Genomic DNA, 14,663 nt, shown 5'->3' on the forward strand with positions numbered 1-14,663 from the left:
GTCGGCGTGGGGCTTCCCGCGCTGGTCCCCGCTCTAGGCCAGGACAAACCCGAATCGCTGTTGCCGCCCGGCTTCGGCGATCCCGTCGCGGCGCCTGCGCCGACGCCCGCACCCTCGGGGCCCGCGACGCCGCGCCCCGCACCGACGGCGACCACGCCGGAGGACGGCGTCCTGCCGACTCCCACCGCCTCGGCCACGCCGACTGCGCCCGAACCGATCGATCCGGCGGTGCTCGCGCGCTACGACATGCCCGATTATGCGCGCCGGTCGCTGGCGTCGGTCGGTCCGGTCGGCCCCGATGGCGGGGGCCTGGGCCCGCGCGCCTTCGGCAATGCCGACGGCCATTATCTCGAATCGCTGATGCGTCGTCTCGACGTGCCGATCGCGTCGCGCTGGCTGTCGATCGCGCTGCGGCGCGCCCTGGTCTCGCGCGTCGATACGCCGCGCGGCATCAACGGCGCCGATTTCGCTGCCGAGCGCGCCTGGCTGTTGCTGCGCATGGGCGAATCGGTCGCGGCGCGCGGTGTCGTGCAGAGCGTCGACGGCGACAATTACACGCCCAAGCTCTATGAGATCGCGATGCAGGCCGCGCTGGCGACCGGCGATCCCGGCGCCCTGTGCCCGGTCGTCGAGGGCGGTGCCCAGTTGCGCCGCGAGCGCGGCTGGGTCGTGGCGCAGGCGATCTGCGCCGGCTTGGCGGGCGAGCCGCGCAAGGCCCAGGCGCTGATCGCCTCGGCGCGCAATTCGGGCCTTGCCGGCGGGATCGACCTGCTGCTTGCCCAGAAGATCGCCGGCACCGGGGCGCGCGGCCAACAGGCAGTGACGATCGAATGGGACAATGTCGATCGCCTGACTGCCTGGCGCTACGGGCTCGCTACGGCAGCGGCCGTCGAGATACCGGAGCCGTTGTTCGCCACCGTCTCCCCCAACGTCCAGGCATGGCGCGCGCAATCCCCCGCGCTGACCGCCCGCATGCGCGCGGCGCCCGCCGAGCAGGCCGCGGTGCGGGGCGTGTTCTCCAATGCGGCGCTGGTCGATCTGTACGGTGCGATCGATGCCGAGGACGATCAGTCGCTTGCCGAGAGCGGCATCGCCCGCGACCTGCGCAGCGCCTATTCCGCCGCTGACATGCAGGGTCGGCTCGACGCGCTGAAGCAGCTCTGGGACGAGCCCAAGACCCCCGACGCGCGCTTCGCCCGCCTGATCCTGACTGCCCGCGCTGCGGCGCGGATCCCCGCCGGCACGCAGGGCGCCGACGCCGACCGCATCGTCGCCTCGATGCTGACCGCCGGAATCGATCGCGGCGCGATGCGCTGGCGCGCAAGCGTGCCCGTCGGCGGCGATGCCTGGGCGATGCTTGCGCTCGCTGATCCCGCATCGGTCTCGTCCACCTGGTCCGACGTCAATCGCTATGCCGGCGCGAACGATTCGAGCGGCCTGAAGAAGCGCCTGTTCTTCGCCGGCATGGCCGGGCTGGGCCGCCTGTCGGCCGACGATGTCGAGCGCGGCGCCCGCTCGCTCGATGTGGCGATCGGCCTCGACAATGCCTGGACCCGCGCGCTCGCCCGTGCCGCCCAGGGGCGCGAGCCCGGCACGGTGCTGGTGCTGGCCGCCATCGGCATGCAGACCCGGCTGTGGCAGGGCGTGCCGCCCGAGGCGCTCTACCATATCGTCACGGCGCTCCGGGCGGTGGGGTTGCAGGCGGAGGCACGGATGATCGCCGCCGAGGCCCTGGCGCGGCTTTGACCGGCACGCCCGGCCCGGGCAACGACCGAGCGCTGATCGAGCGCTTCCTCGAGATGATGGTCGCCGAGGCCGGGGCCGCGAAGAACACGATCGCCGCCTATCGCAGCGATCTGGCGCTCGCCTCGGATTTCCTGGCGGGCGGCCTGGCGGCGGCCTCGACCGATGACCTCGCGCGTCTTGGCGGCCAATGGCTCGAGCTTTCCCGGTCGAGCGTCGCCCGCAAATCGGCCGCGCTCCGCCGTTTCTTCGCTTTCCTCGCCGATGAAGGCCATCGTGCCGACGATCCCGGCGCGGCCTTGCCCCGCCCCGGGGCGCAACGGCCCTTGCCCAAGGTGCTGGGCCATGACGATGTCGACCGGCTCTTCGCGGCGATCGCGGCCCGGATCGCCCGTGTGCCGTCCGATCCCAACGATCTGCGCCTCTCCGCCCTGGTCGAATTGCTCTACGGATCGGGCCTGCGCGCGACCGAGCTGGTCTCGCTCCCCCGCAACGCCATCGCCCCCGACCGGCCTTATCTGATCCTGCGCGGCAAGGGCGGGCGCGAGCGGCTGGTGCCGATCTCGGATCGTGCCCGTGCGGCGGTGGCGGCGTGGCGCGACCATGTCGCGACCGATCGCCCGTGGCTCTTCCCCTCGGGCAAGAGTTTCCTGTCGCGTGTCCGGCTCTATCAATTGCTCAAGGGGCTGGCGGCCGAGGCCGGCATTCCGCCCGACCGCGTCAGCCCCCACGTCCTCCGCCATGCCTTTGCGACTCACCTGCTGGCGGGCGGCGCTGACCTGCGCGCGCTGCAGTCGATGCTGGGCCATGCCGACATCGCCACGACCGAAATCTACACTCATGTCGATGCCAGCCGATTGGTCGAGCTGGTCAACACCCGCCATCCTCTCGTTGACGTGAAGAGGCGCGGGGCCTAACCGACGCGACCGATGGCAAGCTTCCTCGATTTCGAGAAACCGATCGCCGAGCTCCAGGGCCGGATCGACCAACTCCGTGAGACCGCAGCCGATGGCGCGGTCGATATCGATTCGGAGGTCGCCCGGCTCCAGGCCAAGTCCGACAAGCTCCTGCGCGACACCTATTCCCGGCTGACCCCGTGGCAGAAGACGTTGGTCGCCCGCCACGGCGAGCGCCCGCACTTCAAGGACTATGTCGCCGGGCTGTTCGATGATTTCATGCCGCTCGCCGGCGATCGCGCGTTCGGCGACGATCAGGCGATCCTCGGCGGCTTCGCGAACTTCCGCGGCCGCAAGGTGATGGTGATCGGCCATGAAAAGGGTGACGACACCGCCAGCCGCCTCCGCCACAATTTCGGCATGGGCAAGCCGGAGGGCTATCGCAAAGCGATCCGCCTGATGCAGCTCGCCGACCGGTTCGGTCTGCCGGTGCTCACCCTGGTCGACACGTCGGGCGCCTTTCCCGGCGTCCAGGCCGAGGAACGCGGCCAGGCCGAGGCGATCGCCCGCTCGACCGAGCAATGCCTCGCGCTCGGCGTGCCGTTGATCTCGGCGGTGGTAGGCGAGGGTGGCTCGGGCGGCGCGATCGCGCTTGCCGCGGGCAACAAGGTGCTGATGTTCGAGCACGCCGTCTATTCAGTGATTTCGCCCGAGGGCTGTGCGTCGATCCTGTGGCGCACCGCCGACAAGGCAGCCGAGGCGGCAGAGGCGATGAAGGTCACCGCGCAGGATCTGAAGGAACTTGGCGTGATCGACACGATCGTGTCGGAGCCGCTGGGCGGCGCACACCGCGATCCGGCGCTGGCCATCGCCAATCTCGGCGACGCACTCGATAGTGCGCTGGCGGAACTGGGCAACCAGGGCGCCGACCAGTTGCGCCGCGGGCGCCGCGACAAATTCCTGGCGATCGGCAGGCTCTAGGTCAGGAAGCGCCGGCGGGCTCCCGGGGGGAGGGCCGCCGGCGCGCCCCGATTACGATGCCTTCATGTTCGACGAGACATTGTCGAACGTGGTCTTCAGCTGATTGCCCAGACCCTGCATCGCCGCAATGGCGGCGACCGCGATCAAGGCGGCGATCAGACCATATTCGATGGCGGTTGCACCCTTTTTGTCGCGCAACAGCTTGTGTAGAGCGTTCATCGCTTCATCCCCGGCAGGCGCCGGAACGCGAACGCCGCCCCCCGTTCCGCCTGCGTAACGGTTTTGCGCGCCGACCGGTTAATGCGATCATTGGACACAAGGGTAAAGGCGCGGAAACCAGACCGTTTCGGTTGCGTTTCTTTTTTTGTCCGGGCACGAAAAAGGCGGCGGAACCTAGGTTCCGCCGCCCCGATTTCGTTCGCTGGTGAGAGCTTACGAAGCCTTCATGTTCGAAGAAACGTTCGTGAAGGTCGTCTTGAGCTGGTTGCCCAGGCCCTGCATCGCGGCGATGGCGGCGACGGCGATCAGAGCGGCGATCAGGCCGTACTCGATTGCGGTGGCGCCCTTGCTGTTCTTGATGAACTTGCGGATGGTCTGCATGATTCCGGTCTCCATTGGTTCTAAAGCTTCAGTACCCGGCTGAACCGGTTGGAACCGGACCAGCAGACTCAGGTCTAAGTGCGGTAGGTTGAGAAAAGTTTAAGCTGGGCCGAGGAATTTTACGGAACCAATCAGCCGCCCGTGCGTGCGACCTCGATTTTGGTGTTGACGTTGCCCCACATGCCCGTCGTTACGTTCGCCAGCTCGACGAACGACGCGATCATGGTAATCACGACAAGCGCGGCGATCAGACCATATTCGATCGCAGTTCCGCCCTTGCGGTCCTTCGCCAGCTTTCTGATCATGGTGAGCATCAATGCTTCGTCCCGGCCCGAATATCTTGCCGAAAGCTAATCTGGGAGAGTTAATGAATGGCGAAGATCAGCGAAGAGCCTGCGATTTCAATTCTTTTTCCGGTGGTCGCAGTGGCGCTGATCGACGGCGAAGGGCGCGTGCTGGTGCAGCGCCGGCCCGCGGGCAAGATGATGGCCGGCCTGTGGGAGTTCCCCGGAGGCAAGGTCGAGCCGGGTGAGACCCCCGAGGCGGCGCTGATCCGCGAGATCGCCGAGGAGCTGGGCATCGCGATCAGCCCGGCAGAACTCAAGCCCGCCGCCTTCGCCAGCGAACCGCTCGCCGGCCGCCATTTGTTGCTGTTGCTCTATATCTGCCGCGCCTGGGACGGCATGCCCCACGCGCTCCATGCCGAAGAGCTTCTCTGGTGCCCTCCCGACTCGCTGTATGACCTCGCCATGCCGCCGGCCGATCTGCCGTTGATCGGGCTGCTCAAGGCGTTGATTTGACGTTAGCTATCCAGCCACTAGGCTTCGCCAGGGCATTCGGGGGACTGGCATGAAACGGGGATTTTTCGGCAACCTGCTGCACGATCTCGAAGCGCCGATCGAGGCGCGGGGGCTCGGCACTGGCTGGTTCGCCGGCTTTTTCGGCCTTGTCTGCGCGATTGCGGGGCTGTGCTTCGTTGCCGCGTTGCGCTGGCCGGCATGGTTCGCCATGCCCCAGCTTCAAGCGGTGCGCGATCTGAGCGGGTTTCGGGTCGTGGTCCACGCGACGCTGCTTGCCGCTTATGCGCTCGCGCTGCTCAGCCTGTTGCTCCGCCCGCGCAAGGCGCTCGGCGCGACGGCGCTGGTCGTGGCGCTCGCCGCCACCCTGCTCGGCGGCGCGGCGGTGCAACCGAGCGAGAGCCATGCATGGGGCATCTTCTTCGGTATCGATTTCTTCGCGCTGAACATGATCGCGACGGGCCTGATGTTCGCCCCGATCGAGCGCATCTTTCCGCATCGTGCCTCGCAGCGCCTGTTCCGTACCGAATGGCGCGAGGACCTGTTCTATTATCTCGTCAGCTCGATGCTGGTGCAGCTCATCACCTTCCTCGCGCTCGCGCCCTCCACCTTCATCATGGCGTCGAGCAGCGGCTTTGGCAGCTTCCGCGCGATGGTCGCGAGCCAGCCCTGGCTGCTCCAGTTCGTCGAGGCGATGTTCCTGACCGACCTGACGCAATATTGGTTCCACCGCGCCTTCCACCGCTGGCCGTTCCTGTGGGGCTTCCACGCCGTGCACCACTCGGCGAAATCGATGGATTGGCTCGCCGGATCGCGCATGCATTTCGTCGAGGTCGTGCTGCTGCGCGGCGTCACGTCGCTGCCGCTGCTGACGCTCGGCTTCGCGCCCTCGGTGATGCAGGCCTATGTCGCGATGGTCTATATCTATGCGTCCCTCGTGCACGCGAATCTGCGCGGCAATTTCGATCTGCTCGGCAAATTCCTCGTCATCCCGCGCTTCCATCACTGGCACCACGGCATCGAAGAAGTCGCGATCGACAAGAATTTCGCGATTCATTTCCCCTGGCTCGACCGGCTCTTCGGCACGCATTACCTGCCGCCCGGCGAATGGCCGAGCGGCTATGGCGTCGCCGAAGAAGTGCCCAGGGGGTACCGCGCCCAGTTCGCCTACCCCTTCCGCCGCCGCGGCTGAGCCCGGCGGGCGAGGGCTGTGTCCTCTGCCCGTTTCCGTGTTACGTCCCGTATCGGGGAGGCCCTGAACGGGCCGTGATCGGGGACGGCAGATGGCGGGGCGGCCTTCGCTGAAATATCTGCGCACCAAGGGCGGGCTGATCCTGCTCGGGCTCGCCGTGTTGGCGGTCATGCTCGTCCTGCAGATGGTTGGCGTGCCGGCGATCGATCGCGCGGGATCCCTGTTGTTCGACAGCTATCAGCGCGCCAAGCCGCGCGCCTATCAGGATGCCGGCGTCCGCATCGTCGACATCGACGACGAGACGCTTCGCCGGCTCGGCCAATGGCCCTGGCCGCGCACCGATGTCGCCGATCTGACCCGGCGCCTCACCGAGGCGGGCGCCGCCACGGTCGCCTTCGATATCGTCTTTTCCGAGCCCGACCGCACCTCACCCACGCGGCTGGCCGAGCGGATGAAGCGTCAGGGCGGCAACGAGGCCGCTATCGCCGCGCTCGACACGCTGCCCGACAATGATGCCGTGCTCGCCGACACCTTCCGGAATTCCAACGTCGCGCTCGCCTTCTTCCTGACCGACGACAAACAGGGTGGCCAGGTCGAACCCAAGATGGGCTTCGCTGTTGCAGGCTCGCCGCCCAGTACGGGCAAGGCGACCTATACCGGCGCGATCCAGCCGCTGCCCGCACTCCGGGATGCGGCGGCTGGCCTCGGTTTCGTCAGCCTGCCGCCCGACAGCGACGGCATCGTGCGCAAGGCACCGTTGATCTCGACCCAGAACGGCCAGTTGCTGCCCTCGCTCTCGCTCGAGGCCCTGCGCACCGCCTATCGGACTCAATCGGTGATCGTGAAGTCCAGCGATGCCAGCGGCGAATTCAGCGGCGACGGATCCAATGTGGTGTCGCTCAAGGTCGGCGATTCGGAAGTGCCGACGACCAAATCGGGGCAGCTCGTCATGTATTTCACGGCGCCCCATCCCGAACGCATCGTGCCGGCGTGGAAAATCCTCACCGGCCAGATGTCGCCCGCCGAGATGCAGCGCAATTTCGAGGGGCAGGTGGTCTTTATCGGCACCAGTGCGCAGGGGCTGTACGATCTGAAATCGACCCCGATCGCACAGACCGAGCTTGGTGTGGTGGTCCATGCCCAGGCGCTCGAGCAGATCATCACCAAAAGCTTCCTGCGCCAGCCCGACTGGGCGCAGGGGGCGGAGCGGGCGGCTTTGCTGGTCCTCGGCCTGATCATGGCCTTTTCGCTGCCCTGGCTCGGCGCGACGCGCGGCGCGATCCTCGGTCTGGTGATGGTCGGCGGCATGGCGGGCGGAAGCTGGCTGGCGTTCAGCCGCGAGCAGATCTTGCTCGATCCGACCTGGCCGGTGCTCGGCCTCACCCTCGTTTATGTCATCGAGACGGCGCTGACATATTATCGTGAGGAACGGCAGCGCGCCTATATCCATCAGGCGTTCGACCGCTATCTCTCGCCCGAGATGGTCAAGCGCATCGTCGACGATCCCGGCAGCCTGAAGCTTGGCGGCGAGGAGCGCGAGATGACCGTGCTGTTCTGCGATATCCGCGGCTTTTCAAGGCTTTCGGAGAAGCTGACCCCGCAGGAGATCATCCAGTTCCTGATCGCCTTCCTGACCCCGATGTGCGACATCCTGCTCGCCCGCAAGGCGACGATCGACAAGTTCATCGGCGATGCGGTGCTGGCTTTCTGGAATGCCCCGCTCGACGACCCCGATCAATATGCCAATGCCGCGCGCGGTGCGCTCGGCATGACCAGACGGCTGCGCGAGATCAATGTCGAGATGCGCGACCAGAGCGGCGGCGTCTGGCCGGGCGAGGTCAGCATCGGCATCGGCCTGAACGCGGGGCCGTGCTGCGTCGGCAATATGGGGTCGGCGCAGCGGCTCAATTATTCGCTGATCGGCGATACGGTGAACCTGGCCTCGCGGATCGAGGGCATGACCAAATATTACGGCCTGCAGATCGCGATCGGCGAAGACCTGCGCCGTCATCTGCCCCAGTTCGCCATCGTCGCGCTCGACCATGTCCGCGTCGTCGGCCGCGACGCGCCCGAGGAGATTTTCGCCCTGCTCGGCGACGAGAGCCTCGAGCAGGAACCGGCTTTCCGTGATTTCGCGCTGCGCCATCAGGCAATGCTCGACGCCTATCGCGCGCAGGACTGGGCAAAGGCCGACGCTCTGGCCGAGGCGGGGCAAGCGGCGGCGACCGGCTACGGCCTGCGCAAATTCTACCTGCTGATGCGCGAGCGCGTGGCGCATTTCGCCGCCAACCCGCCGGGCGAGGCATGGGACGGCGTGTTCTCGGCGACCGAGAAATAGCGCGGATCGCTCAGGCAGCGTCCACGGGTTCCGATGAGCCCGCTCCCGATTCGCTTGCATCGGTTACGTCGCGGATCGACCCCTCCCGTACGTCGAGGAAGCGGTTCGCCCCGTTCATGGCGCCCTGACGGTGAGCGACCACGATTCGGGTGATGGCCATGTCCGCCACCGTCGCCATGACGGAACGCTCATTTTCGGCGTCGAGATTCGCCGTGCCCTCATCCAGGATCAGGATGGCTGGTTTGCGGTACAATGCCCGGGCAAGCAGCAGGCGCTGGCGTTGCCCGCCTGAAAGGGTCGACCCGAGATCCCCCGCCAGCGTCCGGTACCCCATGGGCAGCGCGGCGATCTCGTCATGGATTCGCGCGGCCTGGCACGCCTCCTCGATGTCGGTATCGGCGGCGTCGGGGTCGAAAAACGAAATATTGTCGGCGATCGTACCGCCGAACAACTGATCGTCCTGCAGGACGACGCCGACGCGGTGGCGCAGTGTCCGGATGCCGAATCGCCTCAGTTCGGTGCCGTCGATCGATATCTCGCCCCGTTGGGGATCCTCGAATCCCAGGATCAGCTTCAGCAAGGTGGTCTTGCCGCCGCCCGAAGGCCCCCGGATGCAGACGAACTCCCCGGGCTCGATCGCGAGGTCGGCGTCTTTCAGCACCCAGGGCTCATGATCGGCATAGCGGAACGAGACATGGCTGAAGCCGATCCGGCCGCTGATCGACCGGTCGAGGTCTACCGGAATGTCCAGGCCGCGCTCCTCCTCGCTTTGCGCGACGTCCGCCAGACGGTCCAGATGCAGGCGCGCGGTGCGGTACGAGAAGAACTGGGTGATGAGCGTCGTCGCGGCATTGGAGAATTGGGACGCATAAGCCTGGAACGCGAACAGCATGCCCACGGTCAGGGTGCCGCCGATCACCAGCCTGGCCCCGAAATACCAGGTCGCGATCTGCTGCAGGCCGCTGAGGATCGCTACCCCCGAACTGCCGGCGATGCCGAAGCGCAGGAGCTTGACCTGGATATTCACCAGCCGCGCCTGGTCGTTCTGCCAATAGACGACACGCTCATGCTCATGGCCGAACAGCTTGAAAGCCCGGGCGCCGCGGATCGTTTCCAGGAAAGTGGTCTGCACCTTCGCGTCACGGTGCAGGCTCTCCTGGGTGAGGCGCCTGAAATAGGGGAAGGTCGCGGTCCGCGTGATCAGCAGCGCCGCCGCGCCGACGACCTGAACCGCCAGCAGCAGCGGGGAGTAGATCGCCATCATCGCGATCGCGAGACAGAAGATGATCAGGTTGAGGATGGCGTTGGGCACCGTATTCAGGATCGTGTCCTGGATCGGCTGCAACGACGAAAACCTGGACAGGACGTCGCCGATATGGCGCTTTTCGAACCAGGATATCGGCAGCCGCAAGGTATGGCGCAACAGGTTGGTGCGCAGCTGGAACGACATCTGCGTCGTCATGTAAGTGCCGACCAGCGACTGGAGCGCTTTGACGGCGGTGGTGATCAGCAACAGGATCAGCATTCCCATCACCAGCACCGTCAGCAGGTCGATATCTCCCTTGGTGATCGCTTCATCCACGATGAACTGAGTCAGCATCGGCGACAGCAGCGCGAAAATCTGCATGACGGCCGCCAGGGCGAACATCTGCACCATCGACGTCTTCAGGCCCCTGATCCGCTCGAACAGGTCGTAGAAGCGCATCCCGGTCGCGGCGCTGCGCGCGACGAACGACGGAGCGGGGGTGAACTCGACCGCCACGCCGGTGAAGCTCCGGCTCAATTCCGGCCGTTCGACCCATCGCCGCCCGCGTGCCGGATCGTGGATCAGCACCCGATCGCGCTTGCGGCGTTCGACAACGACGAAATGGTTGAGCTCCCAGTGCAGCACCGCGGGCATCTTCAAGTCGCCCAGATCGTCGATCTCGAGGCGCACCGGTCGCGCGATGATATCGAGGGCATCGGCGATGCGCAGCATGGCGCGCAGGTTCATTCCTCGCGCCGAGACCGAGAAACGGCGCCGGAGATCGGCGAGCGTCATCTCCTTCCCGAAGGCGGTGCTGATCATCGCCAGGCACGCAAGGCCGCAATCGGCCGCTTCGTCCTGTAAAATGGTTTGAATCGACGAGGCAGGACTTGTCGCGATGCCGTCGGTAGGGGAAAGGATCATTTCAGGTTACAACTACCTCGCGCCGGCAGCGGTGCTTGCGAGAACCCAGGATTGCAATGTGGGGTTGTTTAGGCAAGAAGCGATTGATCATAAACGCCGTCAATTGCACGGCGAAGTTGTCATATTTCAGCCACTCAGTTTTGCGGTGCTCACCGTCCTCGCGTCGGTGGTGGCGCTTGCGGCGATCCTGTTCCTCCTGACGGCGAAATTCTCGCGCAAGCAGGAAGTCTCGGGCTGGCTGGCGCCCGGGCTGGGGATGGTCGAATCCTACGCGCCGCCGGGCGCGGTCGTGCAGGCCATTCATGTCCGCCTGGGCCAGCGGGTCGTCAGGGGCCAGATTCTGGCGACGCTCTCGACCGACACCTATGCCGAATCGGGCGCCATGGCGGATCTGGAGCGCAGCCAGATCGCCAGGCAGGCAAGCGAACTGGACGCCCAGGTCGCGTCGTCGGACGAGCAGCGCCGCCTGACCAGCGGCAAGAGCCTGGAGCAGGCCAGGGCACTCGAAGCCGGAATCGTGACGCTGCAGGAGCAGCGGCGCCTGATGGAAGATCAACTCGCGGTGGCCCGGAAGGAAGACAATGATACGATGCCCCTCGTCGAAAAGGGGCTGATTTCGAAGTTCGATCATAATCGGCGTCGCATGGCGGTGCTGACTCTGCTCGGGAATGTCCAGGGGATCGACCGGCAGATCAGCGAGCAGCGATCGCGCATCGAGGAACTGCGTGCCGACGCTGCGGCCGGGGACAGAAGGACCGACGCCGACATATCCCGACTGCGCGCCGGCCGCTCCGTCCTCGCGGTCAATCTCGCGAACCTGGACTATCGGTCGAACGGCACCACGCGTGCCGCCGCCGCCGGCACGGTGGTCGGCGTCAATGCCCGTCCGGGCCAGACGGTCCAGCCCGGACTGCCTCTGGTCTCGATCGCGCCGCCGGGGGACCTCGAAGCCGAACTGCTCGTGCCGAGCAGCGCATCGGGCCTGATGCGCTCGGGCCTGAACGTCAGGGTGTCGGTCGATGCCTTTCCTTTCCAGCAATATGGCGTGCTGCGCGGCCAGATCACGGAGGTCGGCCGAACGACCGTGACGCCGAACGAATATCAGGCGCCCATCGCCTTTACCGGGCCCGCCTACCGGGTCCGGGTGAAGCTCAGGGACCAGAATCTGCTCGCTTATGGCAAGCGCCGGGTTCTCGAGCCCGGCATGACGTTGAAGGCCGACATCGTCACCGAAAAGAGGACGCTGCTGCAATGGCTGTTCGACCCGATCTACGCCGCTCGCAAGGCGTTGCAGGACTGAAGCACGTGCAAGAGCTGAGTTGCCCCGGCACAGCTTGTGCGTAGTGCATATATGACGTTTTCAAGTCATAATCGGAAAGATATATCCACATTCGTTGCATTTTGTTGGACGACGGAAGGTTTCGGTAGTGGAACGTTCCTATGCAACGAATATGGATGTTTTGTCGATAAGATCGCGCTTTACATCGATTTTTTGGCAGACTAGCCTTAACTTGCTTCGGGAAATCGGTGCTGAATAATCTCTGCAATTTCTTATCAAAATCAGGAGACGGTTATGAGGCCATTGAGCCATGACGAAATCGGACTGGTGTCCGGAGGCGATGATTTCAGCCAGTGGGTCCACGATCAGCAAGTCGCGACGTTCCTCTGGTCGATGGAAGTCACCGGCAGCCGCGGGTCGAGCTCTGAACAGCCAGTGCCGCCGCCATGGTGGGGCGATCCGGAATCCGAGCGTTGGCAGGAATATGTCCGCAACCACTATAGCGGTTGAACGATAGCTAGCGCCGATATCCCCGAGGCACCCGAGCAAGAAGACCCCGACAATTGACGATCCTGCCATGACCGTCTGGCATCTGAGATGTCCCGACGCCCCGTCGGCGTCCGGCGCGGGCAGCCCGTTCGTCAGCGAGCAACTGCTCGCCAGTTTCGCCGATCAGGTGGCCGGTGGCGGCATCGACCGCATCTTCGGCCTGGAGCTCAGGCTGGCCTATCATTACGAACATGTGGCGTCACCCGCGCCGCAGCGGCGACCACAGTCGCTTCGCAAATTCTTCCTGCGGCCGGCGGTCGAGCCGATCCTCTTTTCCTGGAAGGAGGATCTCGATCCGGAATCCGCGGGGCACGCGATGGTCGATCAATATGTGTCCAGCGTCTCGGGCCTGCTGGCCCGGGTACGCGATCAGGACGCGCGCAGCGGCAAGGACGAGCAGGGGAACTTCGCCCAGTTTCCCGACTGCGACGATGCCGCCCAATATCTGAAGCGCATCGCCGCGGCAGTCCCGACGCTGGCCGGCCCCGTCCGGAAGGCGGGATATGTCTTTGCCGAATCCATTCTGAGCCACCCCTATCTGGACGGCAACGCCCGGCTCGGGCGGGGGCTGGCGCTGCTGACCCTGTCCAAATATCTCGGCAGCTTCACCCCGCTGCCCCTCGGACCGGTGCTGATGGCGCACAACGATCGCTATATCGAGGCGCTGCAGTCACTGGCCGCCTCCGGCAATTGGGAAGAATTTTTCGGGCAGTTCGACTGGTTCCTTGCGGAAACGGCAAGGCTGTCGCTCGGTATCCTCGGTGGAAAGGCCGTCGGCTAGGCGCCCGGGACGTCCAGTTCCTTCGCCGCCGGATTGGCTGGGCGCCTGATTCAACCTGCCGCCGACCCGACATAGCATGTTCGCCCCGGCCCTCCAGGGAGCAACAGGCGTGGCAATACAGTTTTTCCAGTCGCAATTGAGCTTCAATAGTTTCAAGCAGTACTTAAGCGACTCTCACATTATGCAAGGTTTCGTTCAGTCGGTCGGGCGATTCTGTTCGCCACACTCTTCGTGCGCTTCCAACACGGCTTCTCTAAATCGGCGATACGCGCAAATAACGCTCCCCGAGAGAGATACGTTGATCGAGTCTCACATTCCGATTTTTACTGGTCGATTTTCCGGGATTCCGACCATGAATACTTCAGCGCACCCCGAGTGCCGCAGCTTCGGCCCGCAACCGCGCCGTGTCGCCCGGGTTGGCCGCCACCGCCGCCTTCAGTGCCGCGCTCGCCCTGGCCGATTCGCCCAGGGTCATCCGGCTGCGCATCAGCATGATCCAGCCATCGACATTGCCCGGATTGGCCTGGAGCTTCGCCTCCAGCCCCGCGACCATGTTCTGCACCATCGCATCCTGCTCGTGCGGGGGCAGGGCGGCGGCGGTACGCATCTGCTCGGCGTTCGGCCCGGGGATCGGCGCCGTGGCGGTCGAGCCGCCCGGCACCAGCGGATGCGGCGCCGGCTGCTTCACCGCGGCCAGCCGTTCGGCCACCTCGATCGTGTTGATCTTGCCCACCTGCTCGATCGTCCGGCGCAGGTCCTGCTCCCAGGGTGCGCCCGGCGGCGTATCCTGCAGCAGCGCGAACCAGTCGCCGATCGCGCCGCGGTGATCGCCGGCCAGATCACGCGCCACGGCCAGGAAATAGCGCGCCCGCGGATCCTTCGGGTCGATCGCCGCCGCCTTGCGGAAATCTGCCAGCGCGGCGGCCGGCATCGGGCTGTCGGCGCTGGCCATCACGCGCGCTTCCCCGAGCGCCGACCAGATGTCGGCACGCCCGCCGGCGAACGCTGTCCCACGCTCGTACGCGCGCGCCGCCTCGGCAAAGCGGCCGGCATCGAACTGCGCCTGGCCGAGCGCGAGCCATGCGTCGGGATTACCGGGTTCGGCCCGGGTGCGTTCCTCGATCGTCGCCAGATTGGCTGGCTGGCCGGGCAGGGGCGAAGCTGCGGGAGACGCAGTGTTTTTCTCGGAATCGGCGCCCCGGAATGCTGCCCATGACACGGCCGCGACGAGAATCAGCCCCGCGAATACCAACAGGATCAGTCCGGTCCTCGACTTTTGCTTGGCCGGTTCCATCTTTGTCCTTTGGCTTTACCTCGTTGAGGCTGGCGCCCCACGT

14 protein-coding genes are annotated in these 14,663 nt (G+C 65.6%); 9 read left to right on the forward strand and 5 right to left on the reverse strand.

From position 1 onward, the window contains the following. Positions 1 to 6 precede the first annotated feature (6 nt). From WC729_RS13010 to WC729_RS13020, 3 genes are read left to right on the forward strand one after another with little or no spacing between them, the layout of a single operon-like run. Positions 7 to 1,746: a hypothetical protein gene (locus tag WC729_RS13010; RefSeq protein ID WP_372853380.1), complete on the forward strand. Its 1,740-nt coding sequence runs from the start codon at positions 7 to 9 to the stop codon at positions 1,744 to 1,746. Next, on the forward strand, positions 1,743 to 2,660 hold the full coding sequence (locus WC729_RS13015) for a tyrosine recombinase (protein WP_372853382.1): 918 nt from the start codon (positions 1,743 to 1,745) through the stop codon (positions 2,658 to 2,660). The genes WC729_RS13010 and WC729_RS13015 overlap by 4 nt, the downstream gene beginning before the upstream one ends. Before the next feature lie 12 nt (positions 2,661 to 2,672). Then, the gene (locus WC729_RS13020; RefSeq protein WP_372853384.1) at positions 2,673 to 3,620 is read left to right on the forward strand and encodes an acetyl-CoA carboxylase carboxyltransferase subunit alpha; all 948 of its coding nucleotides are present in this window, start codon (positions 2,673 to 2,675) and stop codon (positions 3,618 to 3,620) included. A gap of 51 nt (positions 3,621 to 3,671) precedes the next feature. Here the strand turns inward: WC729_RS13020 and WC729_RS13025 are convergent, their stop codons facing one another. The 3 genes from WC729_RS13025 to WC729_RS13035 all read right to left on the reverse strand — a co-directional run bounded on the left by WC729_RS13025 (position 3,672) and on the right by WC729_RS13035 (position 4,534). Then, the gene (locus tag WC729_RS13025) at positions 3,672 to 3,839 is read right to left on the reverse strand and encodes a Flp family type IVb pilin (RefSeq protein ID WP_372853386.1); all 168 of its coding nucleotides are present in this window, start codon (positions 3,837 to 3,839) and stop codon (positions 3,672 to 3,674) included. Between the two features lie 213 nt (positions 3,840 to 4,052). Then, positions 4,053 to 4,220, reverse strand: coding sequence for a Flp family type IVb pilin (locus WC729_RS13030; protein ID WP_272626647.1), 168 nt, complete (start codon positions 4,218 to 4,220; stop codon positions 4,053 to 4,055). A 131-nt stretch (positions 4,221 to 4,351) separates the two neighbouring features. Continuing rightward, positions 4,352 to 4,534 (reverse strand): Flp family type IVb pilin, encoded by a 183-nt coding sequence (locus WC729_RS13035; RefSeq protein ID WP_372853389.1) that lies wholly within the window; start codon positions 4,532 to 4,534, stop codon positions 4,352 to 4,354. 57 nt (positions 4,535 to 4,591) lie between these two features. Here WC729_RS13035 and WC729_RS13040 point away from each other — a divergent pair, with 57 nt between their 5' ends. The 3 genes from WC729_RS13040 to WC729_RS13050 all read left to right on the forward strand — a co-directional run bounded on the left by WC729_RS13040 (position 4,592) and on the right by WC729_RS13050 (position 8,547). Continuing rightward, the gene (locus WC729_RS13040; RefSeq protein ID WP_372853391.1) at positions 4,592 to 5,020 is read left to right on the forward strand and encodes a (deoxy)nucleoside triphosphate pyrophosphohydrolase; all 429 of its coding nucleotides are present in this window, start codon (positions 4,592 to 4,594) and stop codon (positions 5,018 to 5,020) included. A gap of 49 nt (positions 5,021 to 5,069) precedes the next feature. Further along, positions 5,070 to 6,209, forward strand: a complete 1,140-nt coding sequence (locus WC729_RS13045; protein ID WP_372853393.1) for a sterol desaturase family protein — start codon at positions 5,070 to 5,072, stop codon at positions 6,207 to 6,209. A gap of 91 nt (positions 6,210 to 6,300) precedes the next feature. Then, positions 6,301 to 8,547 (forward strand): CHASE2 domain-containing protein, encoded by a 2,247-nt coding sequence (locus tag WC729_RS13050; RefSeq protein WP_372853395.1) that lies wholly within the window; start codon positions 6,301 to 6,303, stop codon positions 8,545 to 8,547. Between the two features lie 10 nt (positions 8,548 to 8,557). On the opposite strand, the gene WC729_RS13055 is transcribed toward WC729_RS13050, so the two are convergent. Continuing rightward, positions 8,558 to 10,717 (reverse strand): peptidase domain-containing ABC transporter, encoded by a 2,160-nt coding sequence (locus WC729_RS13055; protein ID WP_372853397.1) that lies wholly within the window; start codon positions 10,715 to 10,717, stop codon positions 8,558 to 8,560. Between the two features lie 145 nt (positions 10,718 to 10,862). Between WC729_RS13055 and WC729_RS13060 the strand changes: the two genes are divergently transcribed. The 3 genes from WC729_RS13060 (at position 10,863) to WC729_RS13070 (ending at position 13,326) form a co-directional block, all read left to right on the forward strand. Continuing rightward, on the forward strand, positions 10,863 to 12,017 hold the full coding sequence (locus tag WC729_RS13060; RefSeq protein ID WP_372853399.1) for an HlyD family secretion protein: 1,155 nt from the start codon (positions 10,863 to 10,865) through the stop codon (positions 12,015 to 12,017). A gap of 273 nt (positions 12,018 to 12,290) precedes the next feature. Continuing rightward, positions 12,291 to 12,506: a hypothetical protein gene (locus tag WC729_RS13065; protein WP_372853401.1), complete on the forward strand. Its 216-nt coding sequence runs from the start codon at positions 12,291 to 12,293 to the stop codon at positions 12,504 to 12,506. A 67-nt stretch (positions 12,507 to 12,573) separates the two neighbouring features. Further along, positions 12,574 to 13,326 (forward strand): hypothetical protein, encoded by a 753-nt coding sequence (locus WC729_RS13070; RefSeq protein ID WP_372853403.1) that lies wholly within the window; start codon positions 12,574 to 12,576, stop codon positions 13,324 to 13,326. 361 nt (positions 13,327 to 13,687) lie between these two features. Here the strand turns inward: WC729_RS13070 and WC729_RS13075 are convergent, their stop codons facing one another. Then, on the reverse strand, positions 13,688 to 14,620 hold the full coding sequence (locus WC729_RS13075; RefSeq protein ID WP_372853405.1) for a tetratricopeptide repeat protein: 933 nt from the start codon (positions 14,618 to 14,620) through the stop codon (positions 13,688 to 13,690). Positions 14,621 to 14,663 lie beyond the last annotated feature (43 nt).

This window comes from Sphingomonas sp. (genome assembly GCF_041661825.1).
Taxonomy (GTDB): Bacteria; Pseudomonadota; Alphaproteobacteria; order Sphingomonadales; family Sphingomonadaceae; genus Sphingomonas.

Bases quoted from the DNA above. Each gene is read 5' to 3' on its own strand.
- WC729_RS13025 (WP_372853386.1), bottom strand. From the start codon at position 3,839: ATGAACGCTCTACACAAGCTGTTGCGCGACAAAAAGGGTGCAACCGCC.
- WC729_RS13075 (WP_372853405.1), bottom strand. From the start codon at position 14,620: ATGGAACCGGCCAAGCAAAAGTCGAGGACCGGACTGATCCTGTTGGTA.
- WC729_RS13030 (WP_272626647.1), bottom strand. From the start codon at position 4,220: ATGCAGACCATCCGCAAGTTCATCAAGAACAGCAAGGGCGCCACCGCA.
- WC729_RS13020 (WP_372853384.1), top strand. From the start codon at position 2,673: ATGGCAAGCTTCCTCGATTTCGAGAAACCGATCGCCGAGCTCCAGGGC.
- WC729_RS13050 (WP_372853395.1), top strand. From the start codon at position 6,301: ATGGCGGGGCGGCCTTCGCTGAAATATCTGCGCACCAAGGGCGGGCTG.
- WC729_RS13045 (WP_372853393.1), top strand. From the start codon at position 5,070: ATGAAACGGGGATTTTTCGGCAACCTGCTGCACGATCTCGAAGCGCCG.
- WC729_RS13070 (WP_372853403.1), top strand. From the start codon at position 12,574: ATGACCGTCTGGCATCTGAGATGTCCCGACGCCCCGTCGGCGTCCGGC.
- WC729_RS13055 (WP_372853397.1), bottom strand. From the start codon at position 10,717: ATGATCCTTTCCCCTACCGACGGCATCGCGACAAGTCCTGCCTCGTCG.
- WC729_RS13035 (WP_372853389.1), bottom strand. From the start codon at position 4,534: ATGCTCACCATGATCAGAAAGCTGGCGAAGGACCGCAAGGGCGGAACT.
- WC729_RS13065 (WP_372853401.1), top strand. From the start codon at position 12,291: ATGAGGCCATTGAGCCATGACGAAATCGGACTGGTGTCCGGAGGCGAT.
- WC729_RS13040 (WP_372853391.1), top strand. From the start codon at position 4,592: ATGGCGAAGATCAGCGAAGAGCCTGCGATTTCAATTCTTTTTCCGGTG.